This is a genomic window from Aeromonas sp. QDB39 (genome assembly GCF_027707585.1).
GTDB lineage: Bacteria > Pseudomonadota > Gammaproteobacteria > Enterobacterales > Aeromonadaceae > Aeromonas > Aeromonas hydrophila.
Genome location: NZ_JAPCIV010000013.1, coordinates 21596 through 36841, shown reverse-complemented (window position 1 = coordinate 36841; position 15246 = coordinate 21596). Strand labels below are relative to the sequence as shown.

Below are 15246 nucleotides of genomic sequence, written 5' to 3'. Positions count from 1 at the left end.
TCGCCAAAGATCCGGTGAGCGGGCGCAACGGGCAGCCCCGGGCCCATGACAAAGGGCGTACGTGGCAAGGCGTGCAATTGCTGGGGCGCGAGGCGGCATGGCTCGCAGAGGGAGTGGAACAATCCGGGGAGCAACGCAGTTCCCGGCGGGACTGGGTTGCAAGAGTCGGGATGACTCGCTAGATGCCACACTCTGAGCGATCAGAGTGAGGGAGAAGAAGGGATATCAACCTCAGTTCTGATTAGCCCACATCGCGCTGTGCAATCGGCTACAACTGTCGCTTTCCATAATATCCTTCCATCTGTTGATAACACGCCAAGATTCTACCCAGAAATATTTGGCGGCGCAAAATATAAATTCATCTTTTGCCATTTAATTCCAGCAAGGAGCTGCCACTACATTATTTCCCGCACGAAAACGGATTCATCCTCATTTCGCTTCCCCTGCCATCATGAATTGATCTGGATGGGGTTTTGCCCGGATTTTCCGGCCATCCACCCGATCCGGGCTGGAATCGGACTCAATGTGGGAATAGGATGCACGGCTTCCATCCATGACGCACAGGAAACAACAGCATGAATCGAAAATGGTCGCTCCCCATCGTGGCAATCGCGGGGGGAGCGTTACTCTGGCTCGGCAACACCTTTGGTATGAAATGGGCTCTGATGGCCCTGATCGGATTCGGCTTCGGCTTTACCCTCTCCTTCAGCCGCTTCGGCATCGTGTTCGGTTGGCGCGAGATGCTGACCAAGCGCAACAGCTACTACGTGCGGGTTCACCTGCTCACCATCGCCATCGAAATTCTGCTGTTCACCTGCTTCCTCTCCTTTAGCCATGCCCTGTTCGGCGATGCCATGGTGGGCAACGTGATGGCCATCGGCATTCCCTTCATCGTCGGCGCCTTCCTGTTCGGCATCGGCATGCAGCTGGCAGGCGTCTGTGCCACCGGCACTCTTTACTGCTGCGGCGAGGGGCAACCCCGCTTCTGGCTGGTGCTGCTCTGCTACGGCATCGGCACCCTGATCAGCAACCAGTTCCGCCCCGAACTGGAAGCTACCTTCTCCAGCCAAGTGGTACTGGCAAAAGACCTGACCGGCAATATCTGGAGCGGCATGCTGCTCAACCTGGCACTGGTCGCCGCGCTGTTCCTGCTGTTTCGCAAGAGCGAGCTCAAACGCACCGGCGAGCTCAAGCCCCTCTTCAGCGGCGGCAACCTGTTCTGGCGCGATGGCCGCTTCACCGTGCTGACCGGCGGCATCATCATAGCTTTGCTCAACTCCAGCGTCGTCGCCCTGCACGGCTCGGCCTGGACCATCACCGGCGCCGTCTATGACATGGCGCTGCGCGGTGCCTCCCTGTTCGGCCTGTTCGAGGGACACCCCAAGCTGGCCCAGCCACTGTTCATCAACCCCATGGTCGGCATGTTCTGGCTCGGCATTCTGGGGGCCATGCTGGCGCGCTGCATCAGCGGTGGCGGCACCTTCGCCCCGATGCGGCTCGGCAACAGCCTGGCCTCCATCCTCGGCGGCCTGCTGATGGGGATGGGCGCCATGTACAGCGCCTGCAACCTCGGCGGCTTCTTCGACGGCACCGCCTCCGGCAGCCTGCACGGCTGGGTCTGGATGTTGATGGCCCTCGCCGGCAGCCTGATCGGCATCCGCCTGCGCCCGCTGTTCAAGCTCTGAGCCGCGAGCCATCGATAACAACAACGGGGGCCAAGCCCCCGTTGTTTATTGGCAAACACCCTGCTCCAGGCTCTCGGCTGAGGCCGTCAGGCCTCGATCCGCTGGCGTTGCAGCCGCACCTCTGGGTTGGCAAAGTTCAGCTGATAGACCGAGTGACCGGCATGCAGAGTCACCTCGGCGGCGCGAGTGGCCGTAAAGGCAGGCGAGCGTTCGGCCAGCAGCGCCAGCCCCTGCGCGAAGAACTGCAGCATGGAAAGCCCCATGCCGTGCTCCATGTTGCGAATGAACTCACCATCGACACTCGACTCGTCGAACAAGATCAGCTCGGCATTGAAGCCCCGTGCCAGCATGGCGCGTGCCATGGTCAGTTTGGCATCGGCAGGGGCGATGGCGTCATGGATGGCGTGCACCATCAAACAGAAGGTCTGCGTCCCCCCCTGCGCGGCCATCTGATCGAGCTGGGAGGCACTGAACGCCCGGATGATGAAGGCATCCACATCGAACTCGTGCGGGTGCCCGGCCACCATCCGCCAGGGGGAGTCCACGCACAGCGCCAGCTCCACTCCGCCTTGCAGGCTGCACTGGTACTCCACCGCGCCGATGTCTCGTCCCACCACATAGGCCAGATTGGGCTCGGCCCAGGAGGAGTTGTCAAACAGGGCGCGGACATAGCCGGGGCGAAACTTGTTGACCAACTGCGCCAGGTAGCCGCCGTAGGAGGAGCCAACCAGTATCAGATTGTCGCGATTGCCGCCGTAACGGAACATCGCATCTTCGATGGCATTGAGGATATCGAGGGCAGCCATCACCCCGAAGTTCTGGTAGGCCCCATCGGGGGGCACCAACACCCCCTGAAAGCGCAACGGTGCAGCTGGCTGCACACCATCCAGCGCACGCAGCAGCGCGGTATCGGGTGTTTTGGCCGGCAAACCCAGCAGGGCGAGTGCACGCTCACGCTCCTCTGGCAGCAAGGAGATGGCGGCCCCCACCGCCGGGCGCGAACGCATGCAGAAATAGTCGACACAAAGTGCAGCCATACCGTGCTGCGCGGCCACCTTCTCGCAAAAGACCTGGCTGTAGGCACCCAGATCACCGCCAAATCCCGGGATATAGACCACCAGGCCGCTGCCGGCCTGTTCGGCACCATGGATCCGGTAGCGTACCTGACGCTCGCCACACAACCCCAATTCCACGTCGGGATGACCGACCACCTCGTGTTCGTAATAGGACATGTTGCCAACCTTGTTGAAAGGCCATGCCATGGGCATCGCCTCGACCATGTCAGTTGGGGTCCTGATTATCCGTGCCCCACTCACTGAACCGGGGAGCATGCGGCACAAAGAGCACCAATGGAATCTTATTTTTCCTGCTCACCCCATTCGGGATGCTCGCTGCCGGTTCTTCCCCTACCTCAACCCCTTGAACAGCAGCAACAGGGCGAAGCCGGTGAACATCACCGCCGACAGCCGGTTGATCCCCCTGGCGAAGCGTTCGCCATAGCCTTGCGCCCCCACCCAGTGGAACACCAGGCAGTAGCCACCATGCACCACCAGCACCACGGCGCTGAAGGTGACCGCCAGCAGCATGCACTGACCCAGCGCCCCATGACGAAAGTCGATGAACTGGGGAAACAGGCTGGTGAAGAAGATGATCGCCTTGGGATTGAGCAGGCTGATGAGCGCCCCCTTGATGAAGCTGCGACGACAATCCCGATCCGGCCCGGCCCCCGGCACCGGGCTCACCACCCGCTGGCGCCAGGCGTTGAGCCCCAGATAGAGCAGGTAGAATGCGCCGCCCAGGGTGAGGATCTGCTGGCCCGCGGCCAGCCATCGGGTGAACCAGAGCACCGCCAGCGAGGCCAGGCTCGCCACCAGCAGGATGCCTACCGCCACCCCGCAAAAGCCGGCGATGGCGTGGCGGGTGCCCCGGGTCAGGGTGTTGCCTATGGTGTAGATCACGGCGGGCCCCGGGCTCAGCACGGTACCGATGGCGAGCAGCAGATAGAGGGCGTAATAGTCGAGTGTCATCGGGAAAGATTCCAGCGTGGATTGGCTGCCGCCCAGTATATTGACAGCCGCGACGCCAGCCAGACATAGTGGCGCTCGGCTTTATAAACCAGGAGTTTAGAGTGGATCGCTTGACGGCCATCGAGATCTTCGTCGAGGTTGCCCGCGCGGGCAGTTTCGCCGCCGTGGCGGAACGTTTCGCGATGACGCCGGCCATGATCGGCAAGTACATCAAGTGGCTGGAGGCCAGAGTCGGCTCCCGCCTGCTCAATCGCAACACCCGTTGCCAGAGCCTGACCGAGGCGGGTCAGGCGTACCTCGCCGGCTGCCAGAGCCTGTTGCAACACTACCGGGAGCTGGAGCAGAACACCCTGGCCAATACCGGCCAGGCGGCGGGTAGGATCCGCATCAATGCTCCCGTCACCTTCGGCAGCTACCGGCTGACGCCGCTGCTGTGCCGCTTCATGGAGCGCTACCCGCAGATCCGCATCGAGCTGGATCTGTCGGATCGGCTGGTGGATGTCATCGGTGACGGCTTCGATCTCATCTTCCGGGTCGGTCAGCCCAAGGATGCCGGCTACATCGCCCGGCCACTGGCCAGCTCCGATTCGGTGTTCTGCGCGTCCCCGCACTACCTGCAACGCCACGGTACTCCCCTCACGCTGGCGGATCTGGCCCGCCACCACTGCCTGGGATTCAGCCCCTGGCTCGGCCAGTCGAGCCTGGCCGAGGCCTTTCCGCTCGAACAGCTGCACTTGTGGGACAGCCCCTTCATCAGCAATCACGGCAGCGCCCTCAAGGTGGCCGCCCTCAACCATGCCGGCATCCTGCTGCAGCCGCGCGCCCTGCTGAGCGAGGAGCTAGAACGCGGCACCCTGCAGGAGATCCTCGCGGATGCCCTGCCCGCCCCGCGCCCGGTCAACCTGCTCTACCCGGCCAGGGAGCCCCTGCCACTGCGCCTGCGGCTGCTCATCGACTACCTGAGCGAGCAGCGCCACCAGCTGTAGGGCGCAGCCCTACTCGCCGCGCTGTTTCACCCGGCGCAGATAGACATAGCCCTCCCCCGGGCTGCCCCAGCGCTGATGGGCCTCGGTGTCGTAGGCCCGATCCAGCAATCTCACGCTGTGGGGGCCGATCCAGAGGTACTGCACCAGGGTGCTGGCGCCGCCAAAATTGGTGGAGCAGCTGCCCACCTTGCTGTGGCCGGCGTACTCCCCCGATGGCTGGCGGGTCAGCCAGATCTCGCAGCCCTGACGCAAAGAGAGCTGCTGCGGTGTGAGAGAGTCGAGCAGCTCGGGCTGGCGCCAGGCACCGGCGAAGTCGATGGCCCGTGGCATGGTCAGCTCGGCCATCAGGATGCGGCCGTCGGGTACCAGCGAGAAGCGGTAGATGCGCTGGCGGAACGGGCGCACCGCCCGCTCGGTCAGGAACTGCTCGGCATAGACCCAGCGAAAACCCTTGTAGCCGGGCCAGATCTCCACCAGCCGCAACTCGGCGCTGGTGAAGCGGTTGTCGTAGCTGGCCTGCTCGCGGCTGGAAAACTCGCCGGTAAACCAGGAGAGCAGCGGCTCCATGCTGGCGGAGGGTGCCGTGGTGGTGCTGTCAGGGGGCGTGGTGACGAAGGGGGTGGGTGCCGCCCAGGCCAGGCAGGAGAGCAGCAGCCCGCACAGGGCCGCCATCAGGCTGGTCATCGAATCCTTCCGAATCAGTTTCATGGCGGCGATTATATGAGCGAACGGCGCCAATATCCGCAACCTTGATCAAATGATTGCCGATCCGAAGCAAAATCATCGTATTAGCGTCATGTCCCGGCCAACGGGTGGCGGCCGCCTGCGGGCTGGATCCCGCCTGAACGCCGCTGTACTCTTCGCTTGTGGGCGCTCTTTGAATCGGTTATTTCTCTTGCAATGCCCTGCGCACCGGATGCCAGGGTCGGGCAAGCGCCGCAATCAGGAGCAAAAGATGAAAAGAGCCGTAATCGCGGGCATGGTGGCCATTCTGCTGGGTGGCTGCGCGGTGAAGAACCAGGTCTCCCACAGCCTGCAGGCGATTCCGCTGACCGCCTTCCAGCAGAGCGAAAGCAACCCCAACCAGCGTATCTACAAGGAGCCCGGCGTGGATCTGCGCCAGTACCATCAGGTGCTGCTCGATCCCTTGCAGTTCATCCGCCAGGAGAACGGCCAGTGGTATCTGCTCACCGCCAACGAACAGAACGAAATTGGCCGCTACTACCACGCCACCTTCCAGCGCGAGCTGATGAGCCACGGCGTCAAGATTGCCAGCGCCCCCGGCCCCGGCGTGATGCGGGTGCAGGCCGCCATCACCAACTTCGACCTGACCCGGCCCGACCCCAAGCTGCGGGATCTGCTGCCCGCCAAGATCGCCATCAATGTCACCCGCGAGGTGATCGGCAAGGAGCCCTATCTGCTCAAGGTGGGCAGCATGGCCCAGCTGCTCGACTCCCAGAACGGCAAGCTGCTGGTGCGGGTGATGGATGCGCGCGAGAGCCCGGACACCACCCACAAGGACAGCCCCATCACCGCCAGCGAGATGGAGAAGATGATCGACCAGTGGGCTGCCGGCCGCGCCAAGCAGCTGGCCGACAACCTGGGCCGCTAGTCCGGCTCATCGCCACTCGGGCGCAAGACGCCCACTTCCGGCCCCGTGCGCCCAGCACGGGGCCGCTTGTTTCCCCCATCACTTCGACAAGGAGCCGTCATGAACCGTCACCCCAGCATCAAGCACTGGCGCGAGCTGCAGGAGCCCGAGCCCGGCCGCTACTCCGGCAGCGAGGAGCCGCTCTCTCTGGGCAGCGCCCTCGGCAGGCACTACGGCTTTGCCCGCCTCGGCATTCACCACGAGTTGCTGCCGCCCGGCCGGCGCACCAGCTGGCCCCACGCCGAGGAGACCGAGGACGAGTTCGTCCACGTGCTGGAAGGCACCCCGGACGTCTGGCTCGATGGCGTGCTGCATCGGCTGCAGCCCGGCGACTCGGTCGGCTTCAAGGCAGGCGACGGGCTGGCCCACACCTTCATCAACAACACAAATCAGCCGGTGCGACTGCTCTGCGTGGGCGACACCGATCGGGCGGACAACCACATCCACTACGCCGTGCACCCCGAGCGCAACCGCTTCATCGGTGCGCGGCACTGGGATGCGGTACCCGAGCGCGAGCTGGGGGATCACGACGGCCTGCCCGACCAGCTGCGCGATCGCAACGGCCCCTTCTAGGGCGCCAATGCCGGCCAGTCGTCGGCAAACGGACGCAACCGGCTATCCTTGATGGACCCAAGGCAACGAGGAACAGAGAGATGAGGACAGGAACAGTGCGGCTGCACCGGGTGCTCAAGGCACCGCCGATGCGGATCTACCGGGCCTTTATCGAGGCCGATGCGCTGGCCAAGTGGCTGCCGCCCTATGGCTTCACCTGCCGGGTGGAGCAACTGGAGGCGCAGGTCGGCGGCCACTTCCGGATGGCGTTCACCCATTTTGGCAACGGCAACAGCCACGCCTTTGGCGGCGAATACCTGGAGCTCGAACCGGGCAAGCGCATCCGCTACACCGACCGGTTCGACGATCCCAACCTGCCGGGAGTGATGCACGTGACCGTGATCCTGACCGGGGTGGTGTGCGGCACCGAGCTCGCCATCGTGCAGGAGGGGATCCCCGAGGTCATCCCGGTGGAGATGTGCTACCTCGGCTGGCAGGAGTCGCTGGCCCAGCTGGCCGCTCTGGTGGAGCCGGAGATCCCGGCGCAGTAACCCGCCCGCGGTGACCCCGAAAACGACAGAGCCTGCCACAGTGGCAGGCTCTTTTTATCCTGGGCAAAGCCCGGACGACGGGATGAGCTTATTGCAGGTTGATGGCGCCCAGGTAATCCCCCTTGCCAAGCTCGACCCCGGCCTTGCGCAGCAGGGCATAGGTCATGGTGAGGTGGAAGTAGAAGTTGGGGATGCCGTACTCATGCACGCAGGTGTAGCCGTCCATCCCCTTGCCACCGGCCCAGTAGGGGTAGTAGTGGCCGCTCGCATACTGGCTGAAATCGGCATCCAGCTTGCTCTGCAGATAGGTGAGGGTCTTGGCCACGTGGGCACGCAGATCCGCCATGGTCTTGGGGTCATCCCCCAGTACCGGCGGCTCGCTCAGGCTGGCGGTGGCCACCACGGCGCGGGCGCTGTCGCAGCAGATCAGCACCTGCTTGCTGAATGGCAGCATGTCAACGATCAGCCGATCGCCGTAGAAGTTCTCCACATTGAATTTCTTGGCGGCGGCGTGGGCCTCGGCCTTGGCCAGGCACTGGTCGAGGTTGGTCAACATCTTGATAAACTGGGCGACGATATCACGATTCATAATGCGCTCTCGGTTGGTTGAAGGCAGTTAAACGAGCGGCATCCACTATAGCGCATCCCCCCGTTTGTTCGAGCCCGCCCCCGCAAAAAGCAGAATCCACCTGCCTTCCCAGCGACAGGATTGGACGACCCCGCACGGCAGGCCCGCTCACCCTTGCCGACGCACTGAGTCCCTCTTTGGCTCTTTTTTGATCTGTGACATGCATCACTCTTTGGCAGGGGCGTAGGCTGATCCGCGCAGCCCGGGCATACCGCCGGGCCCCACAAAAGGAGAGTGCCATGAAAATCTATGACCGAAACCGCAATGCGCTCACAGCGGGTCAGCGCGTGATGATCGCCGCCACCGGCGCCGTCGACTTTCTAAAAGAGGCCCACACCGACAACCTGACCCCCTATCAGGCCGAGCATGAGAAGTGCGTGCTGCTGGCCAACTCCCGGGAGCAGTACGCCCCCATCGAGTTGATTAGACTAGGCTGATACCCCGCGTTCTCTGTCACCCTACTCTTTACAATTCACCCGGCCACCGCGCCCCGTCAGTGGCCGGGTTTCTGATTTCTCCTCTCTGTTTTACCCACCTTCCCATTGCACTGATTCGATTAGCCCAGCGTCATCGAGCGTTAGCAGGCTCGAGCTTATGGGAAGCAAGGTGGGTGCCCACATCTGAAGATCTGCCATTCGTTGGCACCTACTTGGGTGACCGTTGGCTAAATAGCTTCACACGAGACTCAACATTGCGTTATAAAGGCACAATTGAGACCAACCAAAACAACGTCGCCTTGGCCACCCCTCTGTGCTGACAAGCCAAGAGGCGAGGGCCAAAAACAGGCGCCGCCCATGATATGGGTCGCAAAACACTCATCAGGGCATCACGAAGGTACTGGACCTCAAGGCTGTCATCGGGCAGGACTCTTCAAGCGCTTGCGGCGCCCTCTCCTTGACGAGACACACGCGGGATAATGGGGAGAAAACATGAAGGATCAGGCTGCAACCGTTCTCTGCTTTGAGCATGTAACCATCGCGAGAGACTGCATGGACACTCTCCAGGCGCTGGGATTTAACGTGATTCGCATCGCCTATTCTGCCGAGGTGTTTACCAAGCTGCCGTTTCTCAATTTTGATTACCTCTTCAGCATCAACTTCAACCCCCTCCTCTCTCAAGCGGCCGAAGCATTGCGCAAGCCCTACATTGCGTGGGTGGTCGATACGCCTTGCTATGGCATGCATCATGACGCCATCTCCAACCCCCTCTCCTTCACGTTTGTCTACGACCTTGCCGTCGCAAGCAGGCTCAAGGAGCGGAGCAAGGGCAACGTCTACTACCTGCCGGTCGCCATCAACGAGCAGCGCCAACTGCCAGCCGAGCCGGGTTATGATCACGATATCTCCTTCATCGCCAACCTGACCCCACCGGAATACCAGACCCACATCAAGCCACGGCTGGCCCCCGGACCGCTGCAAACGCTGGAACAGTTGATTGGGCACCTCGATGCGCACCTGGAGGGGCGGCCCTTGACCGCACAACTCACGGAATCTCATCTACGGCTTGTCAAAGAGGTGTATCCGCTGAGCGGGCTACCCTACCTGAGCGAATATGAAAAACTGGCCTATCTGCTGGGCCGCGAACACTCCTATCGGGAAAGGGTGTCCTGTATCCAGGCTCTGGCGGCCCGGTTTGAACGGGTCGCCGTGTATGGAAACCCGGAGTGGGCGACACACACGCAGAGCTATTGCGGATACGCAGAACATTACCAAGCGATGCCACGCCTGTTTCAACGCAGCAGGATCAACCTGAATCTGGTGCGCAGTTTCGTCGAGTCGGGGCTCCCCATGCGGGTGTTTGATATTCTTGGCGCCGGTGGATTCATGGTGACCAACGACAAGGAGGATCTGCATCATCTCTTCACCCCAGGCAAGGATCTGGTGATCTTCCGCGATACACAGAATCTGCTGGAGATCTGTCGCTATTACCTGAACCACGAGGAAGAGCGCGCCGCCATCGCCGCCCATGGGCAACAGACGGTGCTGACCCACCACACCTATCGAGCGCGCCTGATCAGCTTGTTCCAGACCGTCCAGAGTGAGCTGGCAAGCCTGCAACACCCTGACGTAAAAGCGCATTCGAATAACTGACGGCCATGTCTGATATCAGACGGTGAGTGGCCATTCTCCCTGTCAGCCCGTGCAGGTTCGATCAGCTAGGTATAATCGAACCTAAGTCCCTGCCCTGCGTAGCGTCAGCATCCATTTAGGCATCAATGACAAGCGGCATGCCGCGGTTCGCTGCACCGTCCAAGTGCCGCACCATGCCGGTTTATTGCCGGAATATTGAATCCCGTCACACCGGCGGTGGTTTGAGTAGTTGCCCGGTAACAAAGCCTCATGCGAACCTTTAAACCCCGTTAACTCACTCAAACCAAACCACTATGTTCAGGCAAATATTGATGAGTGCTGCCCTGCTGTCGACAGCCCTGCTTTCCGGTTGTGCTTCCGTACCCATGGCCGATGCCACCGCAGATGCGCAGGCCAAGCAGTTTGTGGCGCCCAAAGATGCGGCCAACCTCTATATCTATCGCAACGAGACCTTCGGCACGGCTGTCAAAATGCCAGTGCTGGTGGATGGCGTGGCGGTCGGTGATACCGTAGCCCACAGCTATATCCTCAAGCAGGTGACGCCGGGCAGCCACACCATCACCTCCAAGTCGGAGAACGATGCCACTCTGACCCTCAGCACCGAGGCGGGCAAAAACTACTACGTATGGCAGGAGGTCAAGATGGGCCTGCTGATGGCCCGCTCCAAGCTGAGTCAGGTCAGCGAAGAGGAGGGCAAGCAAGGGGTGATGGAGAGCAAGCTGGTTAAGTGACCAGATGTCTTCACCTAACAAATACGGCGTAGCCTTAACAGCTACGCCGCAGCCAAAAGGTGGGAACCCATATTCCCACTCTTCTGAACAGCTATTTAGATGCTGTATTTTCATAAAATTCACAGCGGGTTATTAAATGTTTAAAGAATATAAGTTCAATATGAATGAAGATATTGGAGCTATTACTGATATTAATTTTCTTTGTCATAATATATATTTAAGGCATAAGGCGAAAATTGATAATATAAAAAGTAAAGAGCAGAGGTTGGTGATTAATCAATACTTTACAGTATTGAATGAACTAAGTTCCCAAGCATGTGATAGTTTGAAATCAAATCGGCTATCTGTTGTTGAGGTTCTAACAAGAGTGATTATAGAGCAGTCCGCAAACCAGAATTATATTGCTATTGATAATGGCAAAAATGCTCAGTCCTTGCTCAGGGACTCCAAAAAGATGCTTATAAAAAATGGCGAGAATTGGCTTTCGTATCTCCAATCAAAAGGTTTTGAAAACCCTGCTGCACAAGAAAGAATTAGGCTAGGGAAACAGTTGGTTGAACATTTCAATGACAAATGGCCTGATGCTCCGCCTTATCCTGGAGTTAAGCGTCTTTTTCAAGCTATTGAATGGGAAAATCCTTACCACTCTTACTACGTACCATTGTGTGACTCTGTGCACTCTTTTTCCGATGATATGGTCAATCTTATAGCCTTATCTGATAGGGAAAGCTCTACCAGAAATAGCGCTATTAATTTCATGATGCAAGAGAACAAACGACTTGCCATTTATAATCTTGCATCTGCTACATATTTAAGATGTCTGTCTTTGGGAAATTCATTTATAGCATCTGGATTCGATGAGATTATACAGGAAATAATGCCGGCGATGGATGGCTTAGCACAGATAATAAATCGCAACGATGAATACGATCACTCTAGAATACCATCTAGTTAAGTCATTCCATCAGGTTGCACCTTTATCTATATGGTGGTGAAATTGAAAGCTAATAAAAATTTAGCTCCGCTTTTAACGGAGAAAACTAAGGATGCTCTTGTTGATATAACGGAATTGGGTTTAGACGAATCTCTATCATTTTTGAGTGATAATGAGGCATTGTTAAAAGAAATCCCAATAATAAAATGGATTATTGCATCAAAGGATTTAAAACAATCTATTGGTAACATGCTATTTATAAGGAAGTACGCTGCATTTATTGGACAGGTATATGAAGATGAAGTGGATGGTATAGCATCGATAGATGTTTTAAAATTTTCTCATGAGATAACAGATAATATCATTGAAAACACAATCGTCTATATCGAACGTTATCATGACGAATTAAAAGCCAAGCTGTTGGGAAAGCTTTTTATAGAGACGTTCGTGCATAATCATTTTACAACACACGAATATAACTCTTTAATGTTTAGCATTGAAAATATTCATCCGGTAGAGGGATTCCCTAGGCTGAAAGATTTTTATAATTACTGGTCAGAAATGGAATCTACAACTAATGAGGCAGAAAAACAAAATATTTGGCAGCGTGGAGCGGACATAGATTATCAACCTCTAATTATGTCTGGACTGTTGATTCTGCCTTCAGGTGCTTCGACGTTTGGTAATTTTGGTGGGGCTTATCTCAACGATAAAGGCGTAAGGTTTTATGAATATGTTGTAAAGGATATTATCACTTCCGAATCGAGGTAATTTAATAGAGCGCTACTCTCTGGAGTAGTCATTGGTCTGAGTAACGCTGCATATTTGATAAGATGTCCGCGATGACTGATATGACCAACCCGGCCTAAGCCGGGTTGGTTGCATCAAGAGCGGGAAAAATCAAAGCGCTTCCAATCTGGCATACGCTGTTACCAACCACTTGGCGCCGACGTCGTCGAACTGGATCTGCACCCGGCTCTGCTGGCCGACCCCTTCGAAGTTCAGCACTATGCCTTCGCCAAATTTCGGATGGAGCACCCGCTGGCCGAGCTTGATGCCGCTGGCGTCGAAACTCTGCTGCACCTCGTTCTGGCTGAAACGGCCGTACTGGGTGGGCCTGCTGACCTGAGTGCGCAGCCGGATCTCTTCCAGACACTCGGCGGGCATCTCGCGGATAAAGCGGCTCGGCTTGTGGAACATCTCGCGGCCGTAGATGCGGCGGCTCTCGGCATAACAGATGTAGAGCTTCTCCATGGCGCGGGTCATGCCGACATAACAGAGGCGCCGCTCCTCCTCCAGCCGGCCCGACTCCTCGGTGGATTGCTGGCTGGGGAACATCCCTTCTTCGACGCCGACCAGCAGCACCAGCGGGAATTCCAGCCCCTTGGCGCTGTGCAAGGTCATCAGCTGCACCGCGTCGGCATATTCGTCCGCCTGATTCTCGCCGGATTCCAGCGCCGCGTGGGCGAGGAAGGCGGAGAGATCGCTCATGTCTTCCAGCTCGTCCGGGCGCTGGTACTGGCGGCAGGCGGTGACCAGTTCGTCCAGGTTCTCTACCCGCGCCTGGGATTTCTCGCCTTTTTCCGCCAGATACATGGCCTTGAGGCCGGAGTGCTGGATGGCGATGTCCGCCTGCTGGTGCAGCGGCAGCAGGGAGACCTGCTCCTCCAGCGCATCGATCAGATCCACGAAGCCACGCACCGCGTTGCCGGCGCGGCCGGTCAGCACCTTGTCGTTCAGTAGCGTCTTGGCGGACTGCCACAGGTTCTGGCCCTGATCGCGAGCGTTATTGCGCAGGATTTCGAGGGTGCGATCGCCGATGCCGCGGGTCGGAGTGTTGACTACCCGCTCGAAGCTGGCGTCGTCGCCACGGTTGTTGATAAGCCGCAGGTAGGCCATGGCATCCTTGATCTCCTGCCGCTCGAAGAAGCGCAAGCCGCCGTAGATGCGGTAGGGCATGGCGTCCTGCATCAGCGCCTCTTCCAGCACCCGGGACTGGGCGTTGGAGCGATAGAGGATGGCGCAGTCGGCCAAGAGGCCGCCCTTTTCCTTCCAGTCCTTGAGGCGGCCAACCACGAAGCGGGCTTCGTCCACCTCGTTGAAGGCGGCGTACAGCGAAATCGGCTCGCCCTCGGCCCCTTCGGTCCACAGCTCCTTGCCAAGGCGCTCGGCGTTGTTGGCGATGACGCAGTTGGCGGCTTTCAGGATGTTGGCGGTGGAGCGGTAGTTCTGCTCGAGGCGAATTGTCTCGGCGCCCTGGTAGTCGGTCAGAAAGCGCTGGATGTTCTCGATCTTGGCGCCGCGCCAGCCGTAGATGGACTGGTCATCGTCGCCGACGATCATCACCTTGCCGCTGTCGCCGGCCAGCATCCGCAGCCAGGCGTACTGGATGCCGTTGGTATCCTGGAACTCGTCCACCAGGATGTTCTGGAAGCGGTCGCGGTAGTGCTCGAGGATGTGCGGCTTGTTGAGCCACAGCTCGTGGGCGCGCAGCAGGAGTTCTGCGAAGTCCACCAGCCCGGAGCGATCGCAGGTCTCTTGATAGGTCTTGTAGATCTGCTGATAGGTGCGGGTGACGGGGTCGCCGTAAAGGTCGATGTCGCCGGGGCGCAGCCCCTCGTCTTTCTTGCCGTTGATGTAGCCCATCACGGCGCGGGGGGCCCAGTGCTTCTCGTCGAGGTTGAGCGCCTTGAGCACCCGGCGAATGAGGCGGTACTGGTCGTCGGAGTCGAGGATCTGGAAATCCTGCGGCAGCCCCGCATCCAGATGGTGGGCCCGCAGCAAGCGGTGGGCGATGCCGTGGAAGGTGCCGATCCACATGCCGCGCACGCCGTCACCGATCACTTTTTCGACCCGGCCGCGCATCTCGGCCGCCGCCTTGTTGGTAAAGGTCACCGCGATGATGGAGAAGGGTGAACAGCGTTCCACCTGCATCAGCCAGGCGATACGGTGCACCAGCACCCGGGTCTTGCCCGAACCGGCACCGGCCAGCACCAGCAGGTTGCAACGGGGGGCCGCCACCGCGTCTCTTTGCTTGTCATTGAGCCCGTCGAGCAGGGTTGAAACGTCCATCACCACTCCTGTTTATTTATACAGGCGGGGATTATACGACCTGCGGCGCCACAGACCAAATCGGCTTGTCGGTGATCGCTGCAAGCCGGTTTCGTGCCACCGAGGATGAGGCGTTCCAACCGAGAAAAATCCATCAGCCGGCACCATTGGAAGCCACTTTTTGTACAATTTTAAGAAAACGCTTGCTTATAACCTTATGAATACAAACAGAAATGTCATTTGGAGCCAATTATTCACAGAATTTAAATCTGAAAACAGGCATCAAAACAACCACTTATAAAGCGATGTGCTTATATTTCAAACCGTTAACGCAAACGTTTTTCCTTTATGATCTCCTTG

15 protein-coding genes are annotated in these 15246 nt (G+C 58.7%); 10 read left to right on the top strand and 5 right to left on the bottom strand.

Going from position 1 to position 15246, the window contains the following annotated elements; genetic code table 11:
* Positions 1-575 precede the first annotated feature (575 nt).
* Entirely contained in the window at positions 576-1685 is a 1110-nt protein-coding gene (locus tag PG899_RS09415) for a YeeE/YedE thiosulfate transporter family protein (RefSeq protein ID WP_179101374.1), read from the top strand.
* An 86-nt stretch (positions 1686-1771) separates the two neighbouring features.
* Here PG899_RS09415 and PG899_RS09410 read toward each other — a convergent pair whose 3' ends face one another.
* Together PG899_RS09410 and PG899_RS09405 are read right to left on the bottom strand one after the other, a co-directional pair.
* The gene (locus tag PG899_RS09410) at positions 1772-2965 is read right to left on the bottom strand and encodes a DUF2920 family protein (protein WP_179101375.1); all 1194 of its coding nucleotides are present in this window, start codon (positions 2963-2965) and stop codon (positions 1772-1774) included.
* Positions 2966-3091: 126 nt separating this feature from the next.
* Positions 3092-3712: a LysE family translocator gene (locus PG899_RS09405; RefSeq protein WP_077095858.1), complete on the bottom strand. Its 621-nt coding sequence runs from the start codon at positions 3710-3712 to the stop codon at positions 3092-3094.
* A gap of 101 nt (positions 3713-3813) precedes the next feature.
* On the opposite strand from PG899_RS09405, the gene PG899_RS09400 reads away from it, so the two are divergent.
* Entirely contained in the window at positions 3814-4698 is an 885-nt protein-coding gene (locus PG899_RS09400; RefSeq protein ID WP_077095859.1) for a LysR family transcriptional regulator, read from the top strand.
* A 9-nt stretch (positions 4699-4707) separates the two neighbouring features.
* On the opposite strand, the gene PG899_RS09395 is transcribed toward PG899_RS09400, so the two are convergent.
* The gene (locus PG899_RS09395) at positions 4708-5382 is read right to left on the bottom strand and encodes a chromophore lyase CpcT/CpeT (RefSeq protein ID WP_041213570.1); all 675 of its coding nucleotides are present in this window, start codon (positions 5380-5382) and stop codon (positions 4708-4710) included.
* A 271-nt stretch (positions 5383-5653) separates the two neighbouring features.
* Here PG899_RS09395 and PG899_RS09390 point away from each other — a divergent pair, with 271 nt between their 5' ends.
* The 3 genes from PG899_RS09390 (at position 5654) to PG899_RS09380 (ending at position 7452) form a co-directional block, all read left to right on the top strand.
* Positions 5654-6310 carry a DUF3313 domain-containing protein gene (locus tag PG899_RS09390; protein ID WP_024944646.1) on the top strand — a complete coding sequence of 219 codons (657 nt, stop codon included), beginning with the start codon at positions 5654-5656 and terminating at the stop codon, positions 6308-6310.
* A 99-nt stretch (positions 6311-6409) separates the two neighbouring features.
* Positions 6410-6922: a cupin domain-containing protein gene (locus PG899_RS09385; protein WP_190283814.1), complete on the top strand. Its 513-nt coding sequence runs from the start codon at positions 6410-6412 to the stop codon at positions 6920-6922.
* Between the two features lie 80 nt (positions 6923-7002).
* Positions 7003-7452: an SRPBCC family protein gene (locus PG899_RS09380; RefSeq protein WP_011704236.1), complete on the top strand. Its 450-nt coding sequence runs from the start codon at positions 7003-7005 to the stop codon at positions 7450-7452.
* Between the two features lie 88 nt (positions 7453-7540).
* Here the strand turns inward: PG899_RS09380 and PG899_RS09375 are convergent, their stop codons facing one another.
* On the bottom strand, positions 7541-8041 hold the full coding sequence (locus PG899_RS09375; RefSeq protein ID WP_077095861.1) for a DUF1993 domain-containing protein: 501 nt from the start codon (positions 8039-8041) through the stop codon (positions 7541-7543).
* 278 nt (positions 8042-8319) lie between these two features.
* On the opposite strand from PG899_RS09375, the gene ydfZ reads away from it, so the two are divergent.
* The 5 genes from ydfZ (at position 8320) to PG899_RS09350 (ending at position 12606) form a co-directional block, all read left to right on the top strand.
* Positions 8320-8517, top strand: a complete 198-nt coding sequence (gene ydfZ, locus PG899_RS09370) for a putative selenium delivery protein YdfZ (RefSeq protein WP_041217242.1) — start codon at positions 8320-8322, stop codon at positions 8515-8517.
* Between the two features lie 492 nt (positions 8518-9009).
* The gene (locus PG899_RS09365; protein ID WP_077095862.1) at positions 9010-10170 is read left to right on the top strand and encodes a CgeB family protein; all 1161 of its coding nucleotides are present in this window, start codon (positions 9010-9012) and stop codon (positions 10168-10170) included.
* Positions 10171-10463: 293 nt separating this feature from the next.
* Positions 10464-10901, top strand: a complete 438-nt coding sequence (locus tag PG899_RS09360) for a DUF2846 domain-containing protein (RefSeq protein ID WP_077095863.1) — start codon at positions 10464-10466, stop codon at positions 10899-10901.
* Between the two features lie 136 nt (positions 10902-11037).
* Positions 11038-11856 carry a DUF5677 domain-containing protein gene (locus PG899_RS09355; protein ID WP_077095864.1) on the top strand — a complete coding sequence of 273 codons (819 nt, stop codon included), beginning with the start codon at positions 11038-11040 and terminating at the stop codon, positions 11854-11856.
* Positions 11857-11898: 42 nt separating this feature from the next.
* Positions 11899-12606, top strand: a complete 708-nt coding sequence (locus tag PG899_RS09350) for a hypothetical protein (RefSeq protein ID WP_197984391.1) — start codon at positions 11899-11901, stop codon at positions 12604-12606.
* A gap of 129 nt (positions 12607-12735) precedes the next feature.
* Here the strand turns inward: PG899_RS09350 and uvrD are convergent, their stop codons facing one another.
* On the bottom strand, positions 12736-14907 hold the full coding sequence (gene uvrD / locus PG899_RS09345; RefSeq protein WP_077095866.1) for a DNA helicase II: 2172 nt from the start codon (positions 14905-14907) through the stop codon (positions 12736-12738).
* Between the last annotated feature and the right edge of the window lie 339 nt (positions 14908-15246).

Bases quoted from the DNA above. Each gene is read 5' to 3' on its own strand.
- PG899_RS09415 (WP_179101374.1), top strand. From the start codon at position 576: ATGAATCGAAAATGGTCGCTCCCCATCGTGGCAATCGCGGGGGGAGCG.
- PG899_RS09410 (WP_179101375.1), bottom strand. From the start codon at position 2,965: ATGGTCGAGGCGATGCCCATGGCATGGCCTTTCAACAAGGTTGGCAAC.
- PG899_RS09405 (WP_077095858.1), bottom strand. From the start codon at position 3,712: ATGACACTCGACTATTACGCCCTCTATCTGCTGCTCGCCATCGGTACC.
- PG899_RS09395 (WP_041213570.1), bottom strand. From the start codon at position 5,382: ATGACCAGCCTGATGGCGGCCCTGTGCGGGCTGCTGCTCTCCTGCCTG.
- PG899_RS09390 (WP_024944646.1), top strand. From the start codon at position 5,654: ATGAAAAGAGCCGTAATCGCGGGCATGGTGGCCATTCTGCTGGGTGGC.
- PG899_RS09385 (WP_190283814.1), top strand. From the start codon at position 6,410: ATGAACCGTCACCCCAGCATCAAGCACTGGCGCGAGCTGCAGGAGCCC.
- PG899_RS09380 (WP_011704236.1), top strand. From the start codon at position 7,003: ATGAGGACAGGAACAGTGCGGCTGCACCGGGTGCTCAAGGCACCGCCG.
- PG899_RS09375 (WP_077095861.1), bottom strand. From the start codon at position 8,041: ATGAATCGTGATATCGTCGCCCAGTTTATCAAGATGTTGACCAACCTC.
- ydfZ (WP_041217242.1), top strand. From the start codon at position 8,320: ATGAAAATCTATGACCGAAACCGCAATGCGCTCACAGCGGGTCAGCGC.
- PG899_RS09365 (WP_077095862.1), top strand. From the start codon at position 9,010: ATGAAGGATCAGGCTGCAACCGTTCTCTGCTTTGAGCATGTAACCATC.
- PG899_RS09360 (WP_077095863.1), top strand. From the start codon at position 10,464: ATGTTCAGGCAAATATTGATGAGTGCTGCCCTGCTGTCGACAGCCCTG.
- PG899_RS09355 (WP_077095864.1), top strand. From the start codon at position 11,038: ATGTTTAAAGAATATAAGTTCAATATGAATGAAGATATTGGAGCTATT.
- uvrD (WP_077095866.1), bottom strand. From the start codon at position 14,907: ATGGACGTTTCAACCCTGCTCGACGGGCTCAATGACAAGCAAAGAGAC.